Source organism: Burkholderia sp. YHN3-13 (assembly GCF_055810675.1).
In genome coordinates this window covers 76,025-92,719 of the sequence record NZ_JBVVNQ010000012.1, presented here as the reverse complement: position 1 = coordinate 92,719, position 16,695 = coordinate 76,025, and the positions used below count along the sequence as shown (strand labels likewise).

Genomic DNA, 16,695 nt, shown 5'->3' with positions numbered 1-16,695 from the left:
AAAAACGCAAATCTATAACAAAAAGTAATTTGAGACGGGCCTTCAGATCGCAAATCCCGTGCCGTAGGGGGTTTGCGCGCGATCGACTTTTTTCTCTGCCGGGCGGCCGCGCGGCGGCGCGGGGTAAAATCGTCGGTCGATTCGGGGCCGCAGCCGGCCGCTGCGCCCGCCCATCGCCGCCCGTCATGCGGGCGGCCCGGACCTTCTTCATGAAATACAAAGACTTACGCGATTTCATCCAGCGCCTCGAGGCGCTCGGCGAACTGCGGCGCGTCACGCAACCCGTGTCGCCCGTGCTCGAAATGACCGAGCTGTGCGACCGCGTGCTGCGCGCCGGCGGCCCGGCGCTGCTGTTCAACGCACCGACCGGCCATGCGTTTCCCGTGCTCGGCAACCTGTTCGGCACGCCGCGCCGCGTCGCGCTCGGGATGGGCGTCGATGCGGGCGACGACGCCGCGCTCGATTCGCTGCGCGATCTCGGGCGCCTGCTCTCCGCGCTGAAGGAACCCGATCCGCCGAAGAGCCTGAAGGATGCCGGCAAGCTGCTGTCGCTCGCGAAGGCCGTGTGGGACATGGCGCCGAAGTCGGTATCGTCGCCGCCGTGCCAGGAGATCGTCTGGGAAGGCAACGACGTCGACCTGAACAAGCTGCCGATCCAGACCTGCTGGCCTGGCGATGCGGGGCCGCTCGTCACGTGGGGCCTGACGGTCACGCGCGGGCCGAACAAGTCGCGCCAGAATCTCGGCATCTATCGTCAGCAGCTGATCGGCCGCAACAAGCTGATCATGCGCTGGCTCGCCCATCGCGGCGGCGCACTCGACTTCCGCGAGTTCGCGCTGCGGAACCCCGGCAAGCCGTACCCGGTCGCGGTCGTGCTCGGCGCCGATCCGGCCACGACGCTCGGCGCGGTGACGCCCGTGCCCGATTCGCTGTCCGAGTACCAGTTCGCCGGCCTGCTGCGCGGCAGCCGCACGGAGCTCGCGAAGTGCCTGACGCCCGGCGTCGACACGCTGCAGGTGCCCGCGCGCGCGGAAATCGTGCTCGAAGGCTTCATCCATCCGCAGGAAGGCGCCCCTGCCCCCGCGCCTGCCGGCGCACCGCCGCGCCCGGCCGGCAACGCGTCGGCCGCGTACGAGCACGCGCTCGAAGGCCCGTACGGCGATCACACCGGCTATTACAACGAGCAGGAGTGGTTCCCGGTGTTCACCGTCGAGCGCATCACGATGCGCCGCGACGCGATCTACCACTCGACCTACACCGGCAAGCCGCCCGACGAGCCCGCCGTGCTCGGCGTCGCGCTCAACGAAGTGTTCGTGCCGCTGCTGCAGAAGCAGTTCTCCGAGATCACCGACTTCTACCTGCCGCCCGAAGGCTGCAGCTACCGGATGGCCATCGTCCAGATGAAGAAGAGCTACGCGGGCCACGCGAAGCGCGTGATGTTCGGCGTGTGGAGCTTCCTGCGGCAGTTCATGTATACGAAGTTCATCGTGGTCGTCGACGAGGACGTGAACATCCGCGACTGGAAGGAAGTGATCTGGGCGATCACGACGCGCGTCGACCCCGTGCGCGACACGGTGATGGTCGACAGCACGCCGATCGACTATCTCGACTTCGCATCGCCGGTGGCCGGTCTCGGCTCGAAGATGGGGCTCGACGCGACCAACAAGTGGCCCGGCGAGACGAATCGCGAATGGGGCCGCCCGATCGAGATGGACGCGGCCGTGAAGGCGCGCGTCGACCGGCTCTGGCAGGAGATCGGCCTCTGACGCCATGCGGCCGGCGCGCGCCGGCCCGTGCCTCGCCATCGCCACAAGAACGACGAAGATGAGTTTTCCACCCGCCTCCATGCTGTCCGACGGTTTCTTCCTGTCGCTGTCGCTCTGTCTCGACATCGGCCTCGTGAACGTCGCGATGCTGTCGCTGACGCTATCGCACGGCTTCCGGCCGGGTTTCTGGCTCGGCCTCGGCTCGTGCGTCGGCGATCTCGTCTATGCGGCGCTCGCGCTCGCGGGAATGGCCGTGCTGCTGCAGTTCGAGCCCGTGCGCTGGATCGTGTGGATCGGTGGCGGCGCGGTCCTGCTGTTTCTCACGTGGAAGATGGCGCGCGAAGCACTGGCGCCGGCCAGTGCGGCCGACGACGACGCGGACGACGCCCCGCAGCCGCGGGCGAGCGCGCGGCGCAGCTTCCTGCGCGGGATGCTGCTCGCGATGTCGTCGCCGAGCGCGATCCTGTGGTTCGCGGCGGTCGGCGGCGCACTGATCGCAAAGGCCGGCGCGACCACGCCGGCCACCGCGTCGGTGTTCCTGTCGGGCTTCTTCCTCGGCGGCCTCGCGTGGACGCTCTTCATGTGCACGCTCGCGAGCCAGGGCCGCAAGCGCGCGGGCGCCGGGCTGATGCGCGCGTGCCATATCGCGTCGGCGCTGCTGTTCGCGTATTTCTCGTACAGCGTGATCGTCGGCGGCTACCGCGACCTGATCGTGCACGCGGTGTAGGCGACGACGGCCCGCACGGGCCGCCCGTCAAGCGGCCGCCGCAAAGAAAAACGGCGCAGCGCCCCTGGCGGGACGCTGCGCCGTTTTGCCACGCGCGGTCAGGCCGCGCGGGACGAATCAGCGACGCCAGTAGCCGTGGTGGCCCCAGCCGCCGTACCCGTGACGCCAGTACGGGCGACCGTAGTAGCCGCCGACGACCACGGCGGGCGGCGGCGCATAGTAGGCCGGTGCAGGCGCGTAATAGACGGGCGGAGGCGGCGGCGCGTAGTACACGGGCGGCGGCGGTGCATAAACGGGGTACGCAGGCGCGACCGGGATACCGATGCCGACCCCGATCGACACGTGGGCCTGCGCGGCGCTTGCGGCACCCAGGCCCAGCGCGGCGGCGGCGATGAACGGAATGAGCTTTTTCACTTCGATTCTCCTGCTGGAGCGGTATTTTGTGCGCTCCTGTCGGCAACGGCGGGCATGCACGTCGCATGGAAGCAATGTAGCGAAAACCCGCCCCTCGCGTATCGCGCATTTGTTGCAAATTGCAATTGCACGCAGCGGGAGATGCCCTGCGGCATGGCGTCCTGAGCGGGCGGCGACCCTTGCGGAACGCGCGATTCCGTCCGACGACTCGGGTCGCGACACACGGGCCGGTCAGTCTTACCGGATACGGCACGCGCAGCGGGTACACGCACGTAATGAACGATTACAAATTTGAGACAAGATGCCGACATTTCAAGCGACGCGGGCACGCGCCATGTTTCGGGGTCGGATTCTCCGGTCGTCATTCGGCCGTGACGCCGGGCATCGGTACGCAGGGAGACCGGGCCGCACACCGGTCATGAATACCTGCCATGGCACGGCAGCCGCCCTTGCGCAGCGCCACCGACATTCCTGCGATACTGGCGGTTGCTTCGTTTTTGCTTACGTCCGCCGCCATGCCGCTTCCCGACATCCCCCGCCTCGGCTTCATCGGTGCCGGCCGCCTCGCGCGCTGCGTCGCGCAGCGCTTCGCGCAAGCCGGCTTCCCCGTCGTCGCGATCGCGAGCCGCACGCCCGCGTCGGCGGCCGACCTCGCCGCGCGCATCGACGGGTGCCGGGCAGTCGATACGCCGCAGCAGGTTGCCGATGCCGCCGACCTGATCTTCGTGACGGTGCCCGACGACCATCTCGCACCGACCGCCGCGGCGCTGCGCTTCGACGCGTCGCGCGCCGCCGGCCAGGCAGTCGTCCACTGCAGCGGCGCGTCGGCGGTTGCGCTGCTCGATCCGGCGAAGCAGCAAGGCGTGGCCACCGGCGGCTTTCATCCGCTCTACCTGTTCGGCGGCACCGATGCCGACCTCGCGCGCATCGACGGCTGCTCGGTCACGATCGAAGCCGACGGCGCGCTGCATGCGACGCTGCTGCGGCTTGCTGCCGTACTCGGCTGCCATCCGCTGTCGATTCCGGCCGGCGGCCGGATGCTCTACCACGCGGCCGCGCACTACGCGGCGAGCTTCGCGCTGTGCGGGCTGTCGGAAGCGGTCGAGCTGTGGCGCGGCCTCGGCTTCGACGAGGATGCCGCGCTGCGCGCGCTGCTGCCGATGCTCGCCGGCACGATCGAGACCGCCCGCGACAAGGGGCTCGCCAACGCGCTGGCCGGCCCGGTGTCGCGCGGCGATACGGGTATCGTCGAACGCCAGCTCGCGCTGCTCGAGGCGCGCGGCGGCGATCACGCGGCGCTGTATGCGCTGCTGACGCGCCGCGCGGTCGCGCTCGCGGCGAAGCGTGCCGCCCCGCCGGCGTCGCTGCCGGCGCTGGCCGAAGCCGTCGAAACGTCGCTCGCGCGCACGGCCGCGCCCCCCTCCCCGTCGCGCGACGAGGCGTGATAAGGTGTCGGCCGATGCGCCGCCAACCGGCGTTGGCGGCCGCACGCTACTGACTGTATAAAAAGGATGCCAACGATGTTCGGCGAGATCGCCCGTTTTCTGCTCAATACCGTCTTCACGCTGTTCGGCGCCGCGCTGATCCTGCGCGTCTGGATGCAGGCCGTCCGCGTGCCGCCGTACAACCCCGTCACGCAGGCCGTGCTGCAGGCGACCAACTGGCTCGTGCTGCCGCTGCGCCGCGTGATCGCCGGCGTGCGCGGCATCGACTGGGCCAGCGTCGTCGCCGCGCTGCTCACCGCGCTCGTCTACGTCGTGCTGATGGTCGTGATGGCCGGCTTCGATCCGGCCGCGGTGATCGCGACGCTCGTCGTGGTCGCGCTGCTCACCGTCGTGAAGTGGGCGCTCAATCTCGTGATCTGGATGACGATCCTGATGGCGCTGCTGTCGTGGCTCAACCCGCGCTCGCCGGCGATGCCGATCCTCTACCAGCTCACCGCGCCGTTCCTGAACCCGCTGCGCCGCGTGATCCCGAACCTCGGCGGCATCGACCTGTCGCCGATCCTGTTGTTCGTGATCGTGCAGGTGCTGCTGATGATCGTCACGCGCGCCGCCGTGTCGCTGACGATGTTCGGTATCTGAGTCGACGCCACCCTACGCCGCCGGCCCCTGCGCCGGCGGTGCGCCGAGCGTGTCGATCACGCCGAAGCGCGCCGGCATCATCGCGTAGCACACGCGTACTTTCTCGTGCGACAGCCGCTCGAGCAACCGCTGCGCCTCGTCCTCGGTGACGATGAATTCGACCTCGATCGCGAGCGAACCTTGCAGTTCGAAGAAGCGGTCCTCGTGCAGCACGCGATGCTGGCCGAAGCCGGCCATCGCGCGAAACGCGGACCCGCCCGCGACGCCCATCCGGTTCGCCTCCTCCAGCAGCCATTCCCACAGCGGTTTCCAGTGCAGCCGGTGCTGCTCGTGCACGTAAAAGCGCAAGAAGACGCGGTCCATCGCACCCTCCGATGGCGGCCGGCTCAGGCCGCCGCAAGCCACGCGCGCGCGGTCCACATGCCGAGCGCCGTCAGCGCGAACGATCCAGTCAAGTGTAGGGCAGCCACCGCCAATGCCCATCCGAATTCGCCCTCGAGCGCATGCGTCATCACTTCGACCGAATAGGTCGAGAACGTCGTGAGGCCGCCGAGGAAACCCGTGATCACAAACAGCCGCCACTCGGGCGGCAGCCCGACGCGCGCCGTGAACACGACGGCGGCCACGCCGATCACGTAGCCGCCGATCAGGTTCGACGCGAGCGTGCCGAGCGGCACGGCCGGAAAGAGTGCGTTGAGCGCGAGGCTCAGGAACCAGCGCAGCAGCGCGCCGAGCCCGGCGCCGACGAAGATCGCGACGATCGAATAGAACAAGGCCACTCCTCACTGACGACGCCGCGCGGCGGACACGGCCCACGCTGAACTGTATGCGGAATCGCGCGACGGCGGCAATGCCGGCAGGCGGGCCGGTACGCGCCCGATCGTGCCGCGGCTGTTCGAGGCCTTCCGTTATTTTCGCCAGCGCGACGTAATCGATATTTCCGAACAATTCAATCCGGCATGACAAATTCGTTTTAATACGATGATTATTTATCGGATTTTTAAAAGACAAAAAGACAATTCATTTCCCCCGTCGACCCGGCAAACGTCTGCTTATACGGGCATTCCACGGATTTACCCTCATCAGGCATTCCCGCATCCGGCCGATATTCGATTCAATTGATTTCGTCGATTTCGTAAAATTGTTTCGCCACGCCACTCCATCGACATGGAGACTCGAGAAATGAACAAGATCCGCCTGTCATCCATGTTGATTCCGGCGCTGTGCGCGTCGCTGCTCGCATCGGGCGGCGTGCTCGCCGACGGCAACGGGCCGCAGTCCTACGTCGAAGGCAACCGCGCGCCGAAAGGATTCGCGCGGCCGCCGTTCCACACGAAGCAGCGCGCGAGCACGGCCACGATCGCGGGCCTCACGCCCGCGCTCACGCGGCACGCATACGGGTTCGACTCGATCGCGAACCAGGGCGACGGGATGGTCGTCGCGATCGTCGACGCATACGACGATCCGAAGATCGAGTCGGACCTCGGCGTGTTCAGCAACGCGTTCTCGCTGCCGGCCTGCACGTCGTCGAACGGCTGTTTCACCAAGGTGTACGCGCATGGCGCACGGCCGAAGACCGATTCGGGCTGGGCGCTCGAGATCTCGCTCGACGTCGAATGGGTGCATGCGATCGCGCCGAAGGCGAAGATCATGCTCGTCGAGGCCGCGTCGGCCAGCTTCAGCGACCTCCTGGCCGCGGTCGACGTGGCCGTCAAGCGCGGGGCGTCGGTCGTATCGATGAGTTTCGGCGGCAACGAGTTCAGCAGCGAGACCAGCTTCGACGGCCACTTCAGCGTCGCGGGCGTCACGTTCGTCGCGTCGTCCGGCGACAGCGGCACCGGGACCGAATACCCGGCCGCGTCGCCGTACGTGGTGTCGGTCGGCGGCACGACGCTGTCGTCCGACAGCGCCGGCAACTACGTCGGCGAAGCGGCGTGGAGCGGCAGCGGCGGCGGCGTGAGCACCACCGAGGCCGAGCCGGCCGGCCAGACGGCATGGCCGATTCCGGTGGCCGGCAAGCGCGGCGTGCCCGACGTCAGCTACGACGCGAATCCGTCCAGCGGCTTCGCGGTGTACGACTCGGTCGCCTATCAGGGGCAGGCCGGCTGGTTCCAGGTCGGCGGCACGAGCGCGGGCGCGCCGCAATGGTCGGCGCTCGTCGCGATCGCGAATTCGCTGCGTATGGCGGCCGGCAAGCGGTCGTTGAGCGGCACCTACGATGCGCTTTATACGGTCGGCAAGAACGCGTATGGCAGCGCCTTTCACGACGTGACGACCGGGTCCAACGGCACTTGCGGCAGCGTCTGCAGCGCGGCCGGCGGCTACGACTACGTCACCGGCCTCGGTTCGCCCGTCGCGCCGGCCCTCGTGCAGGCGCTCGTCGCCCGGCCGTAACGGCGCGATCGGCGCCGCTCGGCCCGTGGCGAGGTGCTCAGCCGCCGCGCCACGCGCGATCGAGCGTGGTCAACGTCGCAAGCGCACCGCCTTCCAGCCCGATCACGTCGGAACGGCGCGCCTGCGCTTCGCGCGCGTTGATGCGGATCACGTCCGCACCGAGCCGTTCGCTCAGCAGCCGCACGGTCGGAATCGCGGTGCCCGCGCCGATCTCGACCACGGCGACGCGCCCGGCCTGCGCGATCCAGTCTTCCAGCCCGCGTTCCTGCGCGTCGTAGCGCGCACCGAGCCAGCCGGTATCGCCGAACATCAGGATGTTCGGCCGCGCGAGGCCGCCGCAATGCGGACAGCCCGGCATGTCGCCGATCAGGCGGCACGTCGCCTCGTCGACATCCGGCACGAACGGCGCCGCCTCCCACGTATCGTCCGTGCACGGCCGCAGGCACTGCATCGCGTGAATCGACCCGTGAATCTCGACGATGCGCGCCGGATCGAAGCCGGCTTTCTGGAACTGGCCGTCGACGTTGCTCGTCAGCACGAAGCCGCCGTTCGGCATCGCGTCGATCCAGCGGCGCAGGATCGCGAAGCCCGCATGCGGCACCGTCGCGCGATAGAGCGCCAGACGGTGCCCGTAGAATCCCCACGCGAGCGGCGCACGCGCGCGAAATGCGTGCGGCGACGCAATCTCGTGGAATTCGAGACGCGCGTGACGCAGCGCCGGATATGCGCGCCAGAAGCCGTCCGTGCCACGAAAATCGGGCAGCCCCGAATCGACGCCGATACCCGCGCCGGCCGTCACGAGCAACGCGTCGGCGCGTGCGAGCGCATCGACGGCGGCGGCGACGAGATCGGCGGGCAGTTGCGCGGCGGCGGAATCAACGGAATCGGAGAACGGCATGATGGGGAGGCGGTAACGTCGAACGTTGCGCGGGTGGCGACGCGATCATACGCCCGTTCGAGCGTCGCGACGCCAGCGCGATACAGCGGCGCGATGCCGCGCTCGTCCGGCCGCCCCCATGCGGACAGCAGCCGCTACGGCGAGGCCGCCCGCGAACCGTCGGCCCGGCGCCGCGCTGCCCGCTCAGCGATCCGAATCGTCCTGCTCGACCGGGATCGCGTCGGCCGAGAAATAGACCGGCTTGCCGAGCTGCCGTGCAAGGCCGACATCCATGTCCGCTCCGCGCGATGCGCCGTCGATCCGCAGCACCGCATCGCAACGTCGCAACAGCCGGTGCGCGGCCGGATACAGGAACGTCTCGCTGATCGCGTCGCCGACCTGCCGCGACCCGGCCGCGACCGCGAGCGGCAGCGATACCCACTCGCCGATCATCGGCACATGCCCGCGGCGATACACGGCGAGTGCCGCCGTCTCCAGCCGGTGCAGGTTCGCGGCGATGCGCGCGGGGTCGCCGTCGGTGCCGCTGCGGTAGGGGCCGGCGACCAGCACGAGCCGCGGCGTCATGCGGCGCGCGCGCCGGCGGTTTCCCGCAGCGCGACGTACTGCAGCAGCATGATCGTCTTCGCGTCGACGATCTCGCCGCGCTCGACCGCGTCCAGCGCCGCCTGCAGCGGCATCTCGACGACTTCGAGATCCTCGCCCTCCTCCGCGACGCCGCCGCCGTCGCCGGTGCGCAGCGACGCATCGTATTCGCCGACGAAGAAATGCAGCTTCTCCGTCACGGAGCCGGGGCTCATGAACGCCTCGAACACCTTGCGCACGCCGCGCACGCGATAGCCGGTCTCCTCCTCGGCCTCCGCGCGGATGCGCGCTTCGGGTGTTTCGTCGTCGAGCAGGCCGGCCGCCGCTTCGAGCAGCATGCCGTCGTGGCCGCTCACGAACGCCGGCATCCGGAACTGCCGCGTCAGCAGCACGTCGCCCGTGCCGGCATGGCGCAGCAGGATCGTCGCGCCGTTGCCGCGATCGTAGGTCTCGCGGCTCAGGCGCTGCCACGTTCCGTCGCGGCGCCGGAAATCGAAGGTCACCTTCCTGAGCACATACCAGTCATCGGACAGCACCGTCGTATCGACGATGCGCACCCGGTCATGCGTTGCAGCCATTGCAGCCTCCCGTTCGACAAAAGACGGCGCCCATGGTAACGTGCAGTTTCGTGCAATTTCAAGAATTTTCGTGCAATCACGATGCTGACGACCCAACGCAAGAAGGCGATCCTCGATGCGCTCGCGCGCGACGGCCAGGTGCTGGCCGTCGAGCTGAGCGCGCAATTCGGCGTGTCCGAAGACACGGTGCGCCGCGACCTGCGCGAGCTCGCGGCCGAAGGCCTGCTGCAGCGCGTGCATGGCGGCGCGCTGCCGGCGTCGCCGGCCGTCGCGCCGTTCGCGCAGCGCGAGGCGCTCGAGACGGCGGAAAAGCGGCGCATCGCGCGGCGGGCCGCGGAGATGATCGCGCCCGGCCAGGTCGCGATCATCGACGGCGGCACGACCTCCGCGCTGCTCGTCGGCCAGTTGCCGGCCGACCTGCGCGCGACGATCGTCACGCACAGCCCGAGCGTCGCGGTCGCGCTGGCCGCGCATCCGTCGATCGACGTGATCCTGATCGGCGGGCGGCTCTACAAGCATTCGATCGTCGCGGTCGGCGCGGCGGCGATGGAAGGCATCGCACGCATCCACGCGGACCTGTACTTCATGGGCGTCACGGGCGTCCATCCGGTCGCGGGGCTGAGCACCGGCGATTTCGAGGAAGCGGCGATCAAGCGCGCGCTGGCGGAACGCGCGGCCGAGACCATCGTGCTCGCGTCGCAGTCGAAATTGCGCGCGGCGTCGCAGTTCGTGATCGGCGAGATCACGCTGGCGCAGACGGTCGTCGTCGAGCAGGAAACCGACACCGCGCTGACGAAACCGATCGAGGCGGCTGGCGTGACGGTCGTGCGCGCGTAGCGCGTCGGATCGTTGCGGATGCCGTCGCACCGGCGCCGGGCCCATGTCAGCCTGCTGACAGGCGCCGCTTGTAACATGGGCGATCGTCCGATCGCCACGCGCTACCCGCCCGATGCCCCCGTCCACCGCCACGACTTCCCCGGCGCCGCCCGCAGGCGACGCACCGCCGCCCGGCCTCCTCGCGCTGTTCGTCGCGTTCACGCAGATCGGCCTGACCAGCTTCGGCGGCGGACTGAGCGGGCGGATGATGCGCGACTTCGTCCACGAGCGGCGCTGGCTCGACGAAGAGGCGTTCCTCAACGGCCTCGCGCTGTCGCAGGCGTTGCCGGGCGTCAACGTGAAGAACCTCGCGATCTGGATCGGCTACCGCCTCGCCGGATGGCGCGGCGCGGTGGCCGGCTTCACCGGCATCATCGCGCCGCCGGCCGTGCTGATCGTGCTGTTCGGCGTCGCGTTCTCGACCCTCACGCGCTTCCCGCTCACGCATGTCGCGCTCGCCGGCGCCGCAGCCGCGGCGATCGGACTGTCGATCTCGATGGCCGTCACCGCCGTGCGGCGGCTGCCGCGTCGCGCACTGCCGTTCGTGGTAACGGCGCTCACGTTCGTGTCGGTTGCGGTGCTGCACTGGCCGCTCGTGTGGACCGTGCTGATCGGCGGCACGCTGAGCGTCGCGCTCGAATACCGCCGCGCGGCCGCGGCACCGGCACCGGCACCGGCACCGGCACCGGCACCGGCCGGGAACGATACGCGATGACCGTGTCGCCCCGTTATGCGGCCCTGTTCGGCGTATTCGCGCCGTTGTCGATCGCGACGATCGGCGGCGGCCAGGCGATCATCGCCGACATCCAGCGGCAGGTCGTCGACGTGCATCACTGGATGACCGCCACGCAATTCGTGAACGACTTCGCGATCGCGCGGATGGCGCCGGGCCCCGGCTCGCTGCTGGCGACGCTGATCGGCTGGCAGGTCGCGGGCTTCTGGGGCGCGGTGATCGCGACGCTTGCGCTGTTCGGCCCGACCGCGTTCCTGATCTACGGCGTCGCGCATCTGTGGCGGCGGCACCAGGGCAAGCGCTGGCAGATCGCGCTCGAAGCCGGCCTGCGCCCGGTCGCGGCCGGCATGATCCTCGCATCGGTCTGGGTGCTGCTGCAGGCGCTCGACGGCGGCTGGGCCGCGCGCGCGATCGCGGTGGCGTCGACGCTGTGCGTGATCTACACGCGCATTCACGCCCTGCTGCTGATCGCGCTCGGCGCGTTGCTGCTCGTCGGCGTGCACGCGCTCGGCGGCATGTAGCGCACCGCCGCAGCGCGACCGAACCCGCCTAGACGCCGCGAAACCGCGGCGCTCGGCGCTCGCCAAACGCACGCAACCCTTCGTCGAAGTCGGCGCCTTCGCACGCTTGCCGGCGCAACTCGGCAATCCGTTCGAATGCGTCGGCAGGCAGCGGCCGCGCGTCCTGCAGCACGCGCAACTGCTCCTTCACCGCATGCACGGCAAGCGGCGCCTTCGCGGCAATCGTGCGCGCGACGTCGAGCGCCGCGTCGTCGACACCACCGGCTTCGGCCAGCCGGTTCACGAGCCCGTGATGCGCGGCGCGCGCCGCATCGAGCGGCTGCGCGCAGAAGAACATTTCCTTCAGCACGTGAATCGGCAGGTTGTCGTAAAAACGCAGCAGGCCGCTCGTCGAGTACGGCAGGCCGAGGTTCGCCGGCGTCATCGCGAAACGCGCGTCGCGCGCCGCGACGACGAGGTCGCAGCTCATCACGAGATCGACGGCCCCGCCCCACGCCGACCCGGCGACCGCCGCGACCACCGCGCCCGGATAGGTCCGCACGCGCCGCAGCGCGCGTTCGAGCGGCTTGCCGTAGGCGAGCGGATCGCGATCGTCCGCCAGTTCGCGCAGGTCGTGCCCCGCGCTCCACACGTCGCCGCTGCCGTCGTTCGACAGGATCACGACGGGCGGCGGACGATGCCCGGCCAGCGCATCGAGGTGCGCGACCAGCGCATCGAGCAACGGTGCGTCGAGCGCATGCCGCCGCGCCGGATTCGCGAACCGCACGCGCGCGATCCGCTCGCCGACCATGTCGACCGTCACGGTCGACGCGCTGTCGTGTTTCGTCATGGCGGTCATTGCACGGCCTCCGCCACGGCTTCCGCCTGGAAGATCGCACGCCCGGCCAGCAGTTGGTCGATCGCGTCGTCGCCGTAGCCCGCTTCGCGCAGCACGTCGACCGTATGCTCGCCGAGCAGCGGCGGCGCGTGGCGCGTGCGCGGCGCGGGCAGGTCGTCGCCCATCCCGCCGAGCGGCGTGACGACCTGGCGCAGCGTGCCGAGCGTCGGATGCGCAACCGGCTCGACCAGCCCGCAATGCGCGAGCTGCGGATCGTCGAACACTTCGTCGAGCGTGTTGATCGGCCCGGCCGGCAACCCGGCTTCGACGAAACGCCGCGTCCATTCGCGCTTGCCGCGCGTGCGCAGCCGGCTTTCGAGCAACACCTTGAGTTCGTCGCGATGCGCGACGCGTGCATCGTTGGTCGCGAAGCGCGGATCGTCCGACAGCTCGGGCAGCTCCAGCAACTGGCACAGCCGCAGCCACATGTCGGTCGTGATCGGCGCGAGGTTGAGCGGCCCGTCGGCGGTCTCGAACACGCCGTACGGCGCGATCACCGCATGCGCATTGCCGGTGCGGCGCGGCACGTCGCCGAGACTCAGGTAGCGTTGCCCGTGCACGCTCAGCAGCGCAACGAGGCTTTCGAGCAGCGACGTGCCGACATGCTGGCCGCGACCGGTGCGCTCGCGCTCGAACAGTGCGGCCATCACGCCGGTCGCGACCCACATTCCCGAGCTAAGATCGCCGATCGCGGTACCCGTGCGGGTCGGCTCGCCGTCCGCGAACCCGGTGAGGCTCATCAGCCCGGCATAACCCTGCGCGATCTGGTCGAAGCCCGGCCAGTCGCGCAGCGGGCCGCGCGGGCCGAACGCGGTGACGCTGCCCATCACGAGCCGCGGATCATGCGCGCTCAGCGCCGCGTAGCCGAGCCCCATCGCATCCATCGTGCCGGCCTTGAAATTCTCGATCACGACGTCGGCCTGCGCGATCAGCCGCCGCACGACGTCGAGGCCCGCTGGCTGCCGGAAGTCCACGCAGATACCGCGCTTGTTGCGGTTGCAGGACAGGTAGTACGTGCTCACGCCGCGATCGAACGGCCCCCATGCGCGGCTCATGTCGCCGTGCGGCCCCGACTCGACCTTGATCACGTCGGCGCCGAGATCGGCGAGCACCATCGAGCAGAATGGCCCCGACAGCGCGCGACTCAGATCGACGACCTTGATTCCCTTCAATGCCTGCATTCCGGACTCCTGATATTGATGACTGGGTGTGGCGTGGAAGCGAACGACGCGCGTGTGGCGCTCATTCGGGCAGCGTCTGATGCCGCGTTTCGACCGCGAACGGCAGGATCAGGATGCCGAGTCCGAACGCGGCCGCCGTCCACGCGACGGGCACGCCGAGCGACCCGTAGCCGTGAATCGCGGCGCCGAGCAGGAAGTTCACGCCCGCGCCGATGAAGCGGCCGACCGACGCGTTGAACGCGAACGCGGTGGCGCGCACGCGCGTCGGGTACTGCTCGGGCAGCCACAACGAGAAGATCGCGAAGTTGCCGCCGAAGAAACCGAGGAACGCGAGCGACACCATGAACGCCGCCAGCCCGTTCGGCTGGTAGAACGCCCAGCCGAACGCGAACACGATCGAGGCCGCCATTCCCGCGAAATACACGCCGAGCGCGGTGCGTCGGCCGAGCCGCTCCGACAGCCACGGTGCGACCAGGCAGCCGGCGATCGTCGCGCACGACAGGATCGCCGCACCAACGGACGCGAGCCGCAGCGCGCCGACATGATCGATGCCCGCGCGCGCCGCCAGCGTGCTGACCGCGCTCGCCTCGTAGACGGAACCGGCCCACAGCCCGACGATCGCGACGCCGACGAGGCTCGCGCTCGTCAGCGTGCGGCGCAGGAACGCCGGCGCGAAGATCTCGCGCAGCGGGTGCGCGCGCCGCGCGTCGGCCACGTCGCCGTCGCGCGTGTCGTGCCGACGCCACTGCCCGGGCTCCTTCACGCGCATCACCGTGAACACCGCGAGCAATGCGGGCGCCAGACCGCACAGGAACATCGCGCGCCAGCCGTAGGTCGCGCCGATCGTGTAGTTCAGGCAGGCGGCGATGAAGAAGCCGAAGTAGTAGCCCGTCTGCAGGTAACCGGCGCCCATCTTGCGACGGTCTTCCGGCCAGCTCTCGGCCACGTAGGTGCCCGCGAGCGCCCACTCGCCGCCGACGCCGATCCCGGCGATCAGCCGGCACGCGGCCAGCGCCCATACGTCGTGCACGAACGCGGCCGCGCCCGTGAACACCGAGTAGATCAGGATGCTCGCGGCGAGCGTGCGCACGCGGCCGAAGCGGTCGGCGAGCGGCCCCCAGACGAACGACAGCCCCCAGCCGATCAGGAACAGCGCGAACAGGATCGACCCGTACATCCCCAGATTCGCGGGCGTCGCCGCGATGCCGGACGCCGGCAGCAGTTCGGTCAGCGCGGGAATCAGCACGAGCGCGTAGATCACCGAATCCACGCCGTCGAGCACCCAGCCCGCGTAGACGGCCCAGAAGCCCTTCACCTGCTCGCGCGTGAGCGGCGTGCGCCGCGGCTTCGCGCCGGCCGCCGGCGCGTCGATCGCCTTGAACATCTTCGTCTCCTTGCCGGCAGGGCCGGCACGTTCGCCGCGTCCGGTCCGGAATGGCCGGCAGTCGGGCTCTTTTGTGAGACGAGTATAGAAACCCGATCGATCGCGGAAAAATATGATATTCATCTTGCTCGATCGGATTGGCTTATGACTCGAACCGGGAGACGGCGGCGATGGACTTGAGACAGTTGCGCTATTTCGTGAAGGTCGTCGAATGCGGCAACGTCACGCATGCGAGCGAGGCGCTGCACGTCGCACAGCCGGCGGTGAGCCAGCAGATGCGCAATCTGGAACAGGATCTCGGGATGCAGCTGCTCGAGCGGAGCGTGCGCGGCGTCGCGCCGACCGCCGCCGGCCGCACGCTGTATCAGCACGCGCTCGACCTGCTGCGCCAGGCCGACGGCACGCGCGAGCTGCTGCGCCGCGACGCCGACACGCCGCAGGGCCGCGTGACGGTCGGCATGCCGTCGAGCACCGCGCGCGTGCTGGCCATTCCGCTCGCCCGCGCGGTGCGCGACCGCTACCCGGGCATCATGCTGGAGCTGATCGAGGCGCCGAGCGCCGATCTCGACACGCTGCTCGAACGCGCGCGGCTCGATCTCGCGATCGTCGTCGATGCGGTCGACACGCGCGGCATCGCGGTCCACCGGCTGCTGACGGAGACGCTGTACCTGATCACGTGGCCCGAATTCCAGGTGCCGGACGATCCGGTGCCGCTCGACGCGATCGCGCGGATGCCGCTCGTGCTGCCGAGCGCGCCGAACACGATCCGCAACCGCGTCGACTGGGCAATGCGCGAGGCCGGGCTGTCGTACGAGATCAGCTTCGAGGCGAGTTCGACCGGGCTGCTGTTCGCGGCCGTGATGGCGCAGCTCGGCGTGACGATCCTGCCGTGGACGGCCGCGCACGTCGAGATCGAGGAACGCAAGCTCAAGCTGTCGACGGTCGCGCACCGGCTGTTCGCGCGCGACCTGTCGCTGTGCTGGCACGATACGGCGCTCGTCAGCAACGCGGTGCAGAAGGTCAAGGGCGAGATCGTCCGGCTGTTCGACACACTCGGGCAGCGGCCGGAGTGGGCGGCCGGCAATAACGATCGCAGCGATCGCACGTGACCCGTGCTGCGCTTGCTTAGTGCGGCTCCATCGCGCGTACCAAGCTCCTTTCATGGGGGGACCGCTGACACCTCCGCTTCTCCTCGCCGCTCGGTATAAGCGTCGGGGTAAGGAGGCCGTTCGTGTCCCCATTCCAGTCTGCCTGGCTTCTGCTGGGCGTCAGTGTTCTCGCCGAAGTGCTCGGCTCCGTCGGCCTGAAATTTTCGGCCGGTTTTTCCCGCCCGCTGCCGTCCGCGCTCACGATCGCCTGCTATGCCTGCGCCGTATGGCTGATGGCGCTCGCGACGAAGCGGCTCGAACTGGGGCTCGCGTACGCGAGCTGGGCCGCCGCCAGCACCGCGGCCACCGCCGTGATCGGCATCGTCTGCTTCGACGAGTGGGTGTCGTCGCTGAAGCTCGCCGGCCTCGCGCTGACCGTCTGCGCGCTCGTCGCGCTCAACCTCGGCGATGCAGCGGCGCGGTGATCGGCGCGCAGGCGCCCGGCGCGGCATTGACAACACCCCCCGGCCCCCCTTAACGTTGCTCACATCGTAACCATCACCGGTTCAGCTTAAGAGGTTGTCGGCCCGCT

At 69.3% G+C, this 16,695-nt stretch carries 19 protein-coding genes; 10 read left to right on the top strand and 9 right to left on the bottom strand.

The annotated features are described in order from the left end of the window. The first annotated feature begins 209 nt into the window (after nucleotides 1–209). Both AC0KUR_RS24840 and AC0KUR_RS24835 read left to right on the top strand, forming a co-directional pair. On the top strand, nucleotides 210–1,766 hold the full coding sequence (locus tag AC0KUR_RS24840; protein ID WP_034187326.1) for a UbiD family decarboxylase: 1,557 nt from the start codon (nucleotides 210–212) through the stop codon (nucleotides 1,764–1,766). Between the two features lie 58 nt (nucleotides 1,767–1,824). Further along, on the top strand, nucleotides 1,825–2,493 hold the full coding sequence (locus AC0KUR_RS24835) for a LysE family translocator (protein WP_069706104.1): 669 nt from the start codon (nucleotides 1,825–1,827) through the stop codon (nucleotides 2,491–2,493). A gap of 117 nt (nucleotides 2,494–2,610) precedes the next feature. Here the strand turns inward: AC0KUR_RS24835 and AC0KUR_RS24830 are convergent, their stop codons facing one another. Then, nucleotides 2,611–2,907, bottom strand: coding sequence for a hypothetical protein (locus tag AC0KUR_RS24830; protein WP_006488565.1), 297 nt, complete (start codon nucleotides 2,905–2,907; stop codon nucleotides 2,611–2,613). Between the two features lie 515 nt (nucleotides 2,908–3,422). Between AC0KUR_RS24830 and AC0KUR_RS24825 the strand changes: the two genes are divergently transcribed. Both AC0KUR_RS24825 and AC0KUR_RS24820 read left to right on the top strand, forming a co-directional pair. After that, the gene (locus AC0KUR_RS24825; protein WP_473376540.1) at nucleotides 3,423–4,352 is read left to right on the top strand and encodes a Rossmann-like and DUF2520 domain-containing protein; all 930 of its coding nucleotides are present in this window, start codon (nucleotides 3,423–3,425) and stop codon (nucleotides 4,350–4,352) included. Between the two features lie 75 nt (nucleotides 4,353–4,427). Then, entirely contained in the window at nucleotides 4,428–4,991 is a 564-nt protein-coding gene (locus AC0KUR_RS24820) for a YggT family protein (protein WP_006488584.1), read from the top strand. A 12-nt stretch (nucleotides 4,992–5,003) separates the two neighbouring features. Here the strand turns inward: AC0KUR_RS24820 and AC0KUR_RS24815 are convergent, their stop codons facing one another. Next, nucleotides 5,004–5,354 (bottom strand): DUF190 domain-containing protein, encoded by a 351-nt coding sequence (locus AC0KUR_RS24815; protein WP_034187323.1) that lies wholly within the window; start codon nucleotides 5,352–5,354, stop codon nucleotides 5,004–5,006. A gap of 23 nt (nucleotides 5,355–5,377) precedes the next feature. Further along, nucleotides 5,378–5,764 (bottom strand): fluoride efflux transporter CrcB, encoded by a 387-nt coding sequence (crcB, locus tag AC0KUR_RS24810; RefSeq protein WP_034187322.1) that lies wholly within the window; start codon nucleotides 5,762–5,764, stop codon nucleotides 5,378–5,380. A 409-nt stretch (nucleotides 5,765–6,173) separates the two neighbouring features. Here crcB and AC0KUR_RS24805 point away from each other — a divergent pair, with 409 nt between their 5' ends. Then, a complete protein-coding gene (locus AC0KUR_RS24805) occupies nucleotides 6,174–7,385 on the top strand; it encodes a S53 family peptidase (protein WP_034187321.1) in 1,212 nt (403 codons plus the stop codon). 37 nt (nucleotides 7,386–7,422) lie between these two features. Here AC0KUR_RS24805 and AC0KUR_RS24800 read toward each other — a convergent pair whose 3' ends face one another. The 3 genes from AC0KUR_RS24800 to AC0KUR_RS24790 all read right to left on the bottom strand — a co-directional run bounded on the left by AC0KUR_RS24800 (nucleotide 7,423) and on the right by AC0KUR_RS24790 (nucleotide 9,443). After that, nucleotides 7,423–8,283: an SIR2 family NAD-dependent protein deacylase gene (locus tag AC0KUR_RS24800; RefSeq protein ID WP_034187320.1), complete on the bottom strand. Its 861-nt coding sequence runs from the start codon at nucleotides 8,281–8,283 to the stop codon at nucleotides 7,423–7,425. Between the two features lie 183 nt (nucleotides 8,284–8,466). Next, the gene (locus tag AC0KUR_RS24795; RefSeq protein ID WP_034187319.1) at nucleotides 8,467–8,847 is read right to left on the bottom strand and encodes a TIR domain-containing protein; all 381 of its coding nucleotides are present in this window, start codon (nucleotides 8,845–8,847) and stop codon (nucleotides 8,467–8,469) included. Beyond that, on the bottom strand, nucleotides 8,844–9,443 hold the full coding sequence (locus tag AC0KUR_RS24790; protein ID WP_034187318.1) for an NUDIX domain-containing protein: 600 nt from the start codon (nucleotides 9,441–9,443) through the stop codon (nucleotides 8,844–8,846). The genes AC0KUR_RS24795 and AC0KUR_RS24790 overlap by 4 nt, the downstream gene beginning before the upstream one ends. An 81-nt stretch (nucleotides 9,444–9,524) precedes the next feature. On the opposite strand from AC0KUR_RS24790, the gene AC0KUR_RS24785 reads away from it, so the two are divergent. From AC0KUR_RS24785 to AC0KUR_RS24775, 3 genes are all read left to right on the top strand, one after another. Then, a complete protein-coding gene (locus AC0KUR_RS24785; RefSeq protein ID WP_473376539.1) occupies nucleotides 9,525–10,280 on the top strand; it encodes a DeoR/GlpR family DNA-binding transcription regulator in 756 nt (251 codons plus the stop codon). 112 nt (nucleotides 10,281–10,392) lie between these two features. Next, nucleotides 10,393–11,034 (top strand): chromate transporter, encoded by a 642-nt coding sequence (locus AC0KUR_RS24780; protein ID WP_473376538.1) that lies wholly within the window; start codon nucleotides 10,393–10,395, stop codon nucleotides 11,032–11,034. Beyond that, the gene (locus AC0KUR_RS24775; protein WP_034187315.1) at nucleotides 11,031–11,573 is read left to right on the top strand and encodes a chromate transporter; all 543 of its coding nucleotides are present in this window, start codon (nucleotides 11,031–11,033) and stop codon (nucleotides 11,571–11,573) included. The genes AC0KUR_RS24780 and AC0KUR_RS24775 overlap by 4 nt, the downstream gene beginning before the upstream one ends. A gap of 28 nt (nucleotides 11,574–11,601) precedes the next feature. Here AC0KUR_RS24775 and scpB read toward each other — a convergent pair whose 3' ends face one another. From scpB to AC0KUR_RS24760, 3 genes are all read right to left on the bottom strand, one after another. Further along, entirely contained in the window at nucleotides 11,602–12,411 is an 810-nt protein-coding gene (gene scpB / locus AC0KUR_RS24770) for a methylmalonyl-CoA decarboxylase (RefSeq protein WP_034187314.1), read from the bottom strand. Next, entirely contained in the window at nucleotides 12,408–13,631 is a 1,224-nt protein-coding gene (locus AC0KUR_RS24765; protein WP_059557175.1) for a CaiB/BaiF CoA transferase family protein, read from the bottom strand. Before AC0KUR_RS24765 ends, scpB begins: the two co-directional genes overlap by 4 nt. 61 nt (nucleotides 13,632–13,692) lie before the next feature. Then, nucleotides 13,693–15,015, bottom strand: coding sequence for an MFS transporter (locus tag AC0KUR_RS24760; RefSeq protein WP_069706096.1), 1,323 nt, complete (start codon nucleotides 15,013–15,015; stop codon nucleotides 13,693–13,695). A gap of 170 nt (nucleotides 15,016–15,185) precedes the next feature. Between AC0KUR_RS24760 and AC0KUR_RS24755 the strand changes: the two genes are divergently transcribed. Then, complete coding sequence (locus AC0KUR_RS24755; protein ID WP_034187311.1) at nucleotides 15,186–16,124, top strand: LysR substrate-binding domain-containing protein; 939 nt, start codon at nucleotides 15,186–15,188, stop codon at nucleotides 16,122–16,124. A gap of 122 nt (nucleotides 16,125–16,246) precedes the next feature. After that, on the top strand, nucleotides 16,247–16,588 hold the full coding sequence (locus tag AC0KUR_RS24750) for a DMT family transporter (protein ID WP_473376537.1): 342 nt from the start codon (nucleotides 16,247–16,249) through the stop codon (nucleotides 16,586–16,588). Nucleotides 16,589–16,695: the final 107 nt, after the last annotated feature.

Coding starts and splice junctions, on each gene's coding strand:
- AC0KUR_RS24840 (WP_034187326.1), top strand. CDS start 210: ATGAAATACAAAGACTTACGCGATTTCATCCAGCGCCTCGAGGCGCTC.
- AC0KUR_RS24835 (WP_069706104.1), top strand. CDS start 1,825: ATGAGTTTTCCACCCGCCTCCATGCTGTCCGACGGTTTCTTCCTGTCG.
- AC0KUR_RS24825 (WP_473376540.1), top strand. CDS start 3,423: ATGCCGCTTCCCGACATCCCCCGCCTCGGCTTCATCGGTGCCGGCCGC.
- AC0KUR_RS24820 (WP_006488584.1), top strand. CDS start 4,428: ATGTTCGGCGAGATCGCCCGTTTTCTGCTCAATACCGTCTTCACGCTG.
- AC0KUR_RS24815 (WP_034187323.1), bottom strand. CDS start 5,354: ATGGACCGCGTCTTCTTGCGCTTTTACGTGCACGAGCAGCACCGGCTG.
- AC0KUR_RS24805 (WP_034187321.1), top strand. CDS start 6,174: ATGAACAAGATCCGCCTGTCATCCATGTTGATTCCGGCGCTGTGCGCG.
- AC0KUR_RS24800 (WP_034187320.1), bottom strand. CDS start 8,283: ATGCCGTTCTCCGATTCCGTTGATTCCGCCGCCGCGCAACTGCCCGCC.
- AC0KUR_RS24795 (WP_034187319.1), bottom strand. CDS start 8,847: ATGACGCCGCGGCTCGTGCTGGTCGCCGGCCCCTACCGCAGCGGCACC.
- AC0KUR_RS24790 (WP_034187318.1), bottom strand. CDS start 9,443: ATGGCTGCAACGCATGACCGGGTGCGCATCGTCGATACGACGGTGCTG.
- AC0KUR_RS24785 (WP_473376539.1), top strand. CDS start 9,525: ATGCTGACGACCCAACGCAAGAAGGCGATCCTCGATGCGCTCGCGCGC.
- AC0KUR_RS24780 (WP_473376538.1), top strand. CDS start 10,393: ATGCCCCCGTCCACCGCCACGACTTCCCCGGCGCCGCCCGCAGGCGAC.
- AC0KUR_RS24775 (WP_034187315.1), top strand. CDS start 11,031: ATGACCGTGTCGCCCCGTTATGCGGCCCTGTTCGGCGTATTCGCGCCG.
- scpB (WP_034187314.1), bottom strand. CDS start 12,411: ATGACCGCCATGACGAAACACGACAGCGCGTCGACCGTGACGGTCGAC.
- AC0KUR_RS24765 (WP_059557175.1), bottom strand. CDS start 13,631: ATGCAGGCATTGAAGGGAATCAAGGTCGTCGATCTGAGTCGCGCGCTG.
- AC0KUR_RS24760 (WP_069706096.1), bottom strand. CDS start 15,015: ATGTTCAAGGCGATCGACGCGCCGGCGGCCGGCGCGAAGCCGCGGCGC.
- AC0KUR_RS24755 (WP_034187311.1), top strand. CDS start 15,186: ATGGACTTGAGACAGTTGCGCTATTTCGTGAAGGTCGTCGAATGCGGC.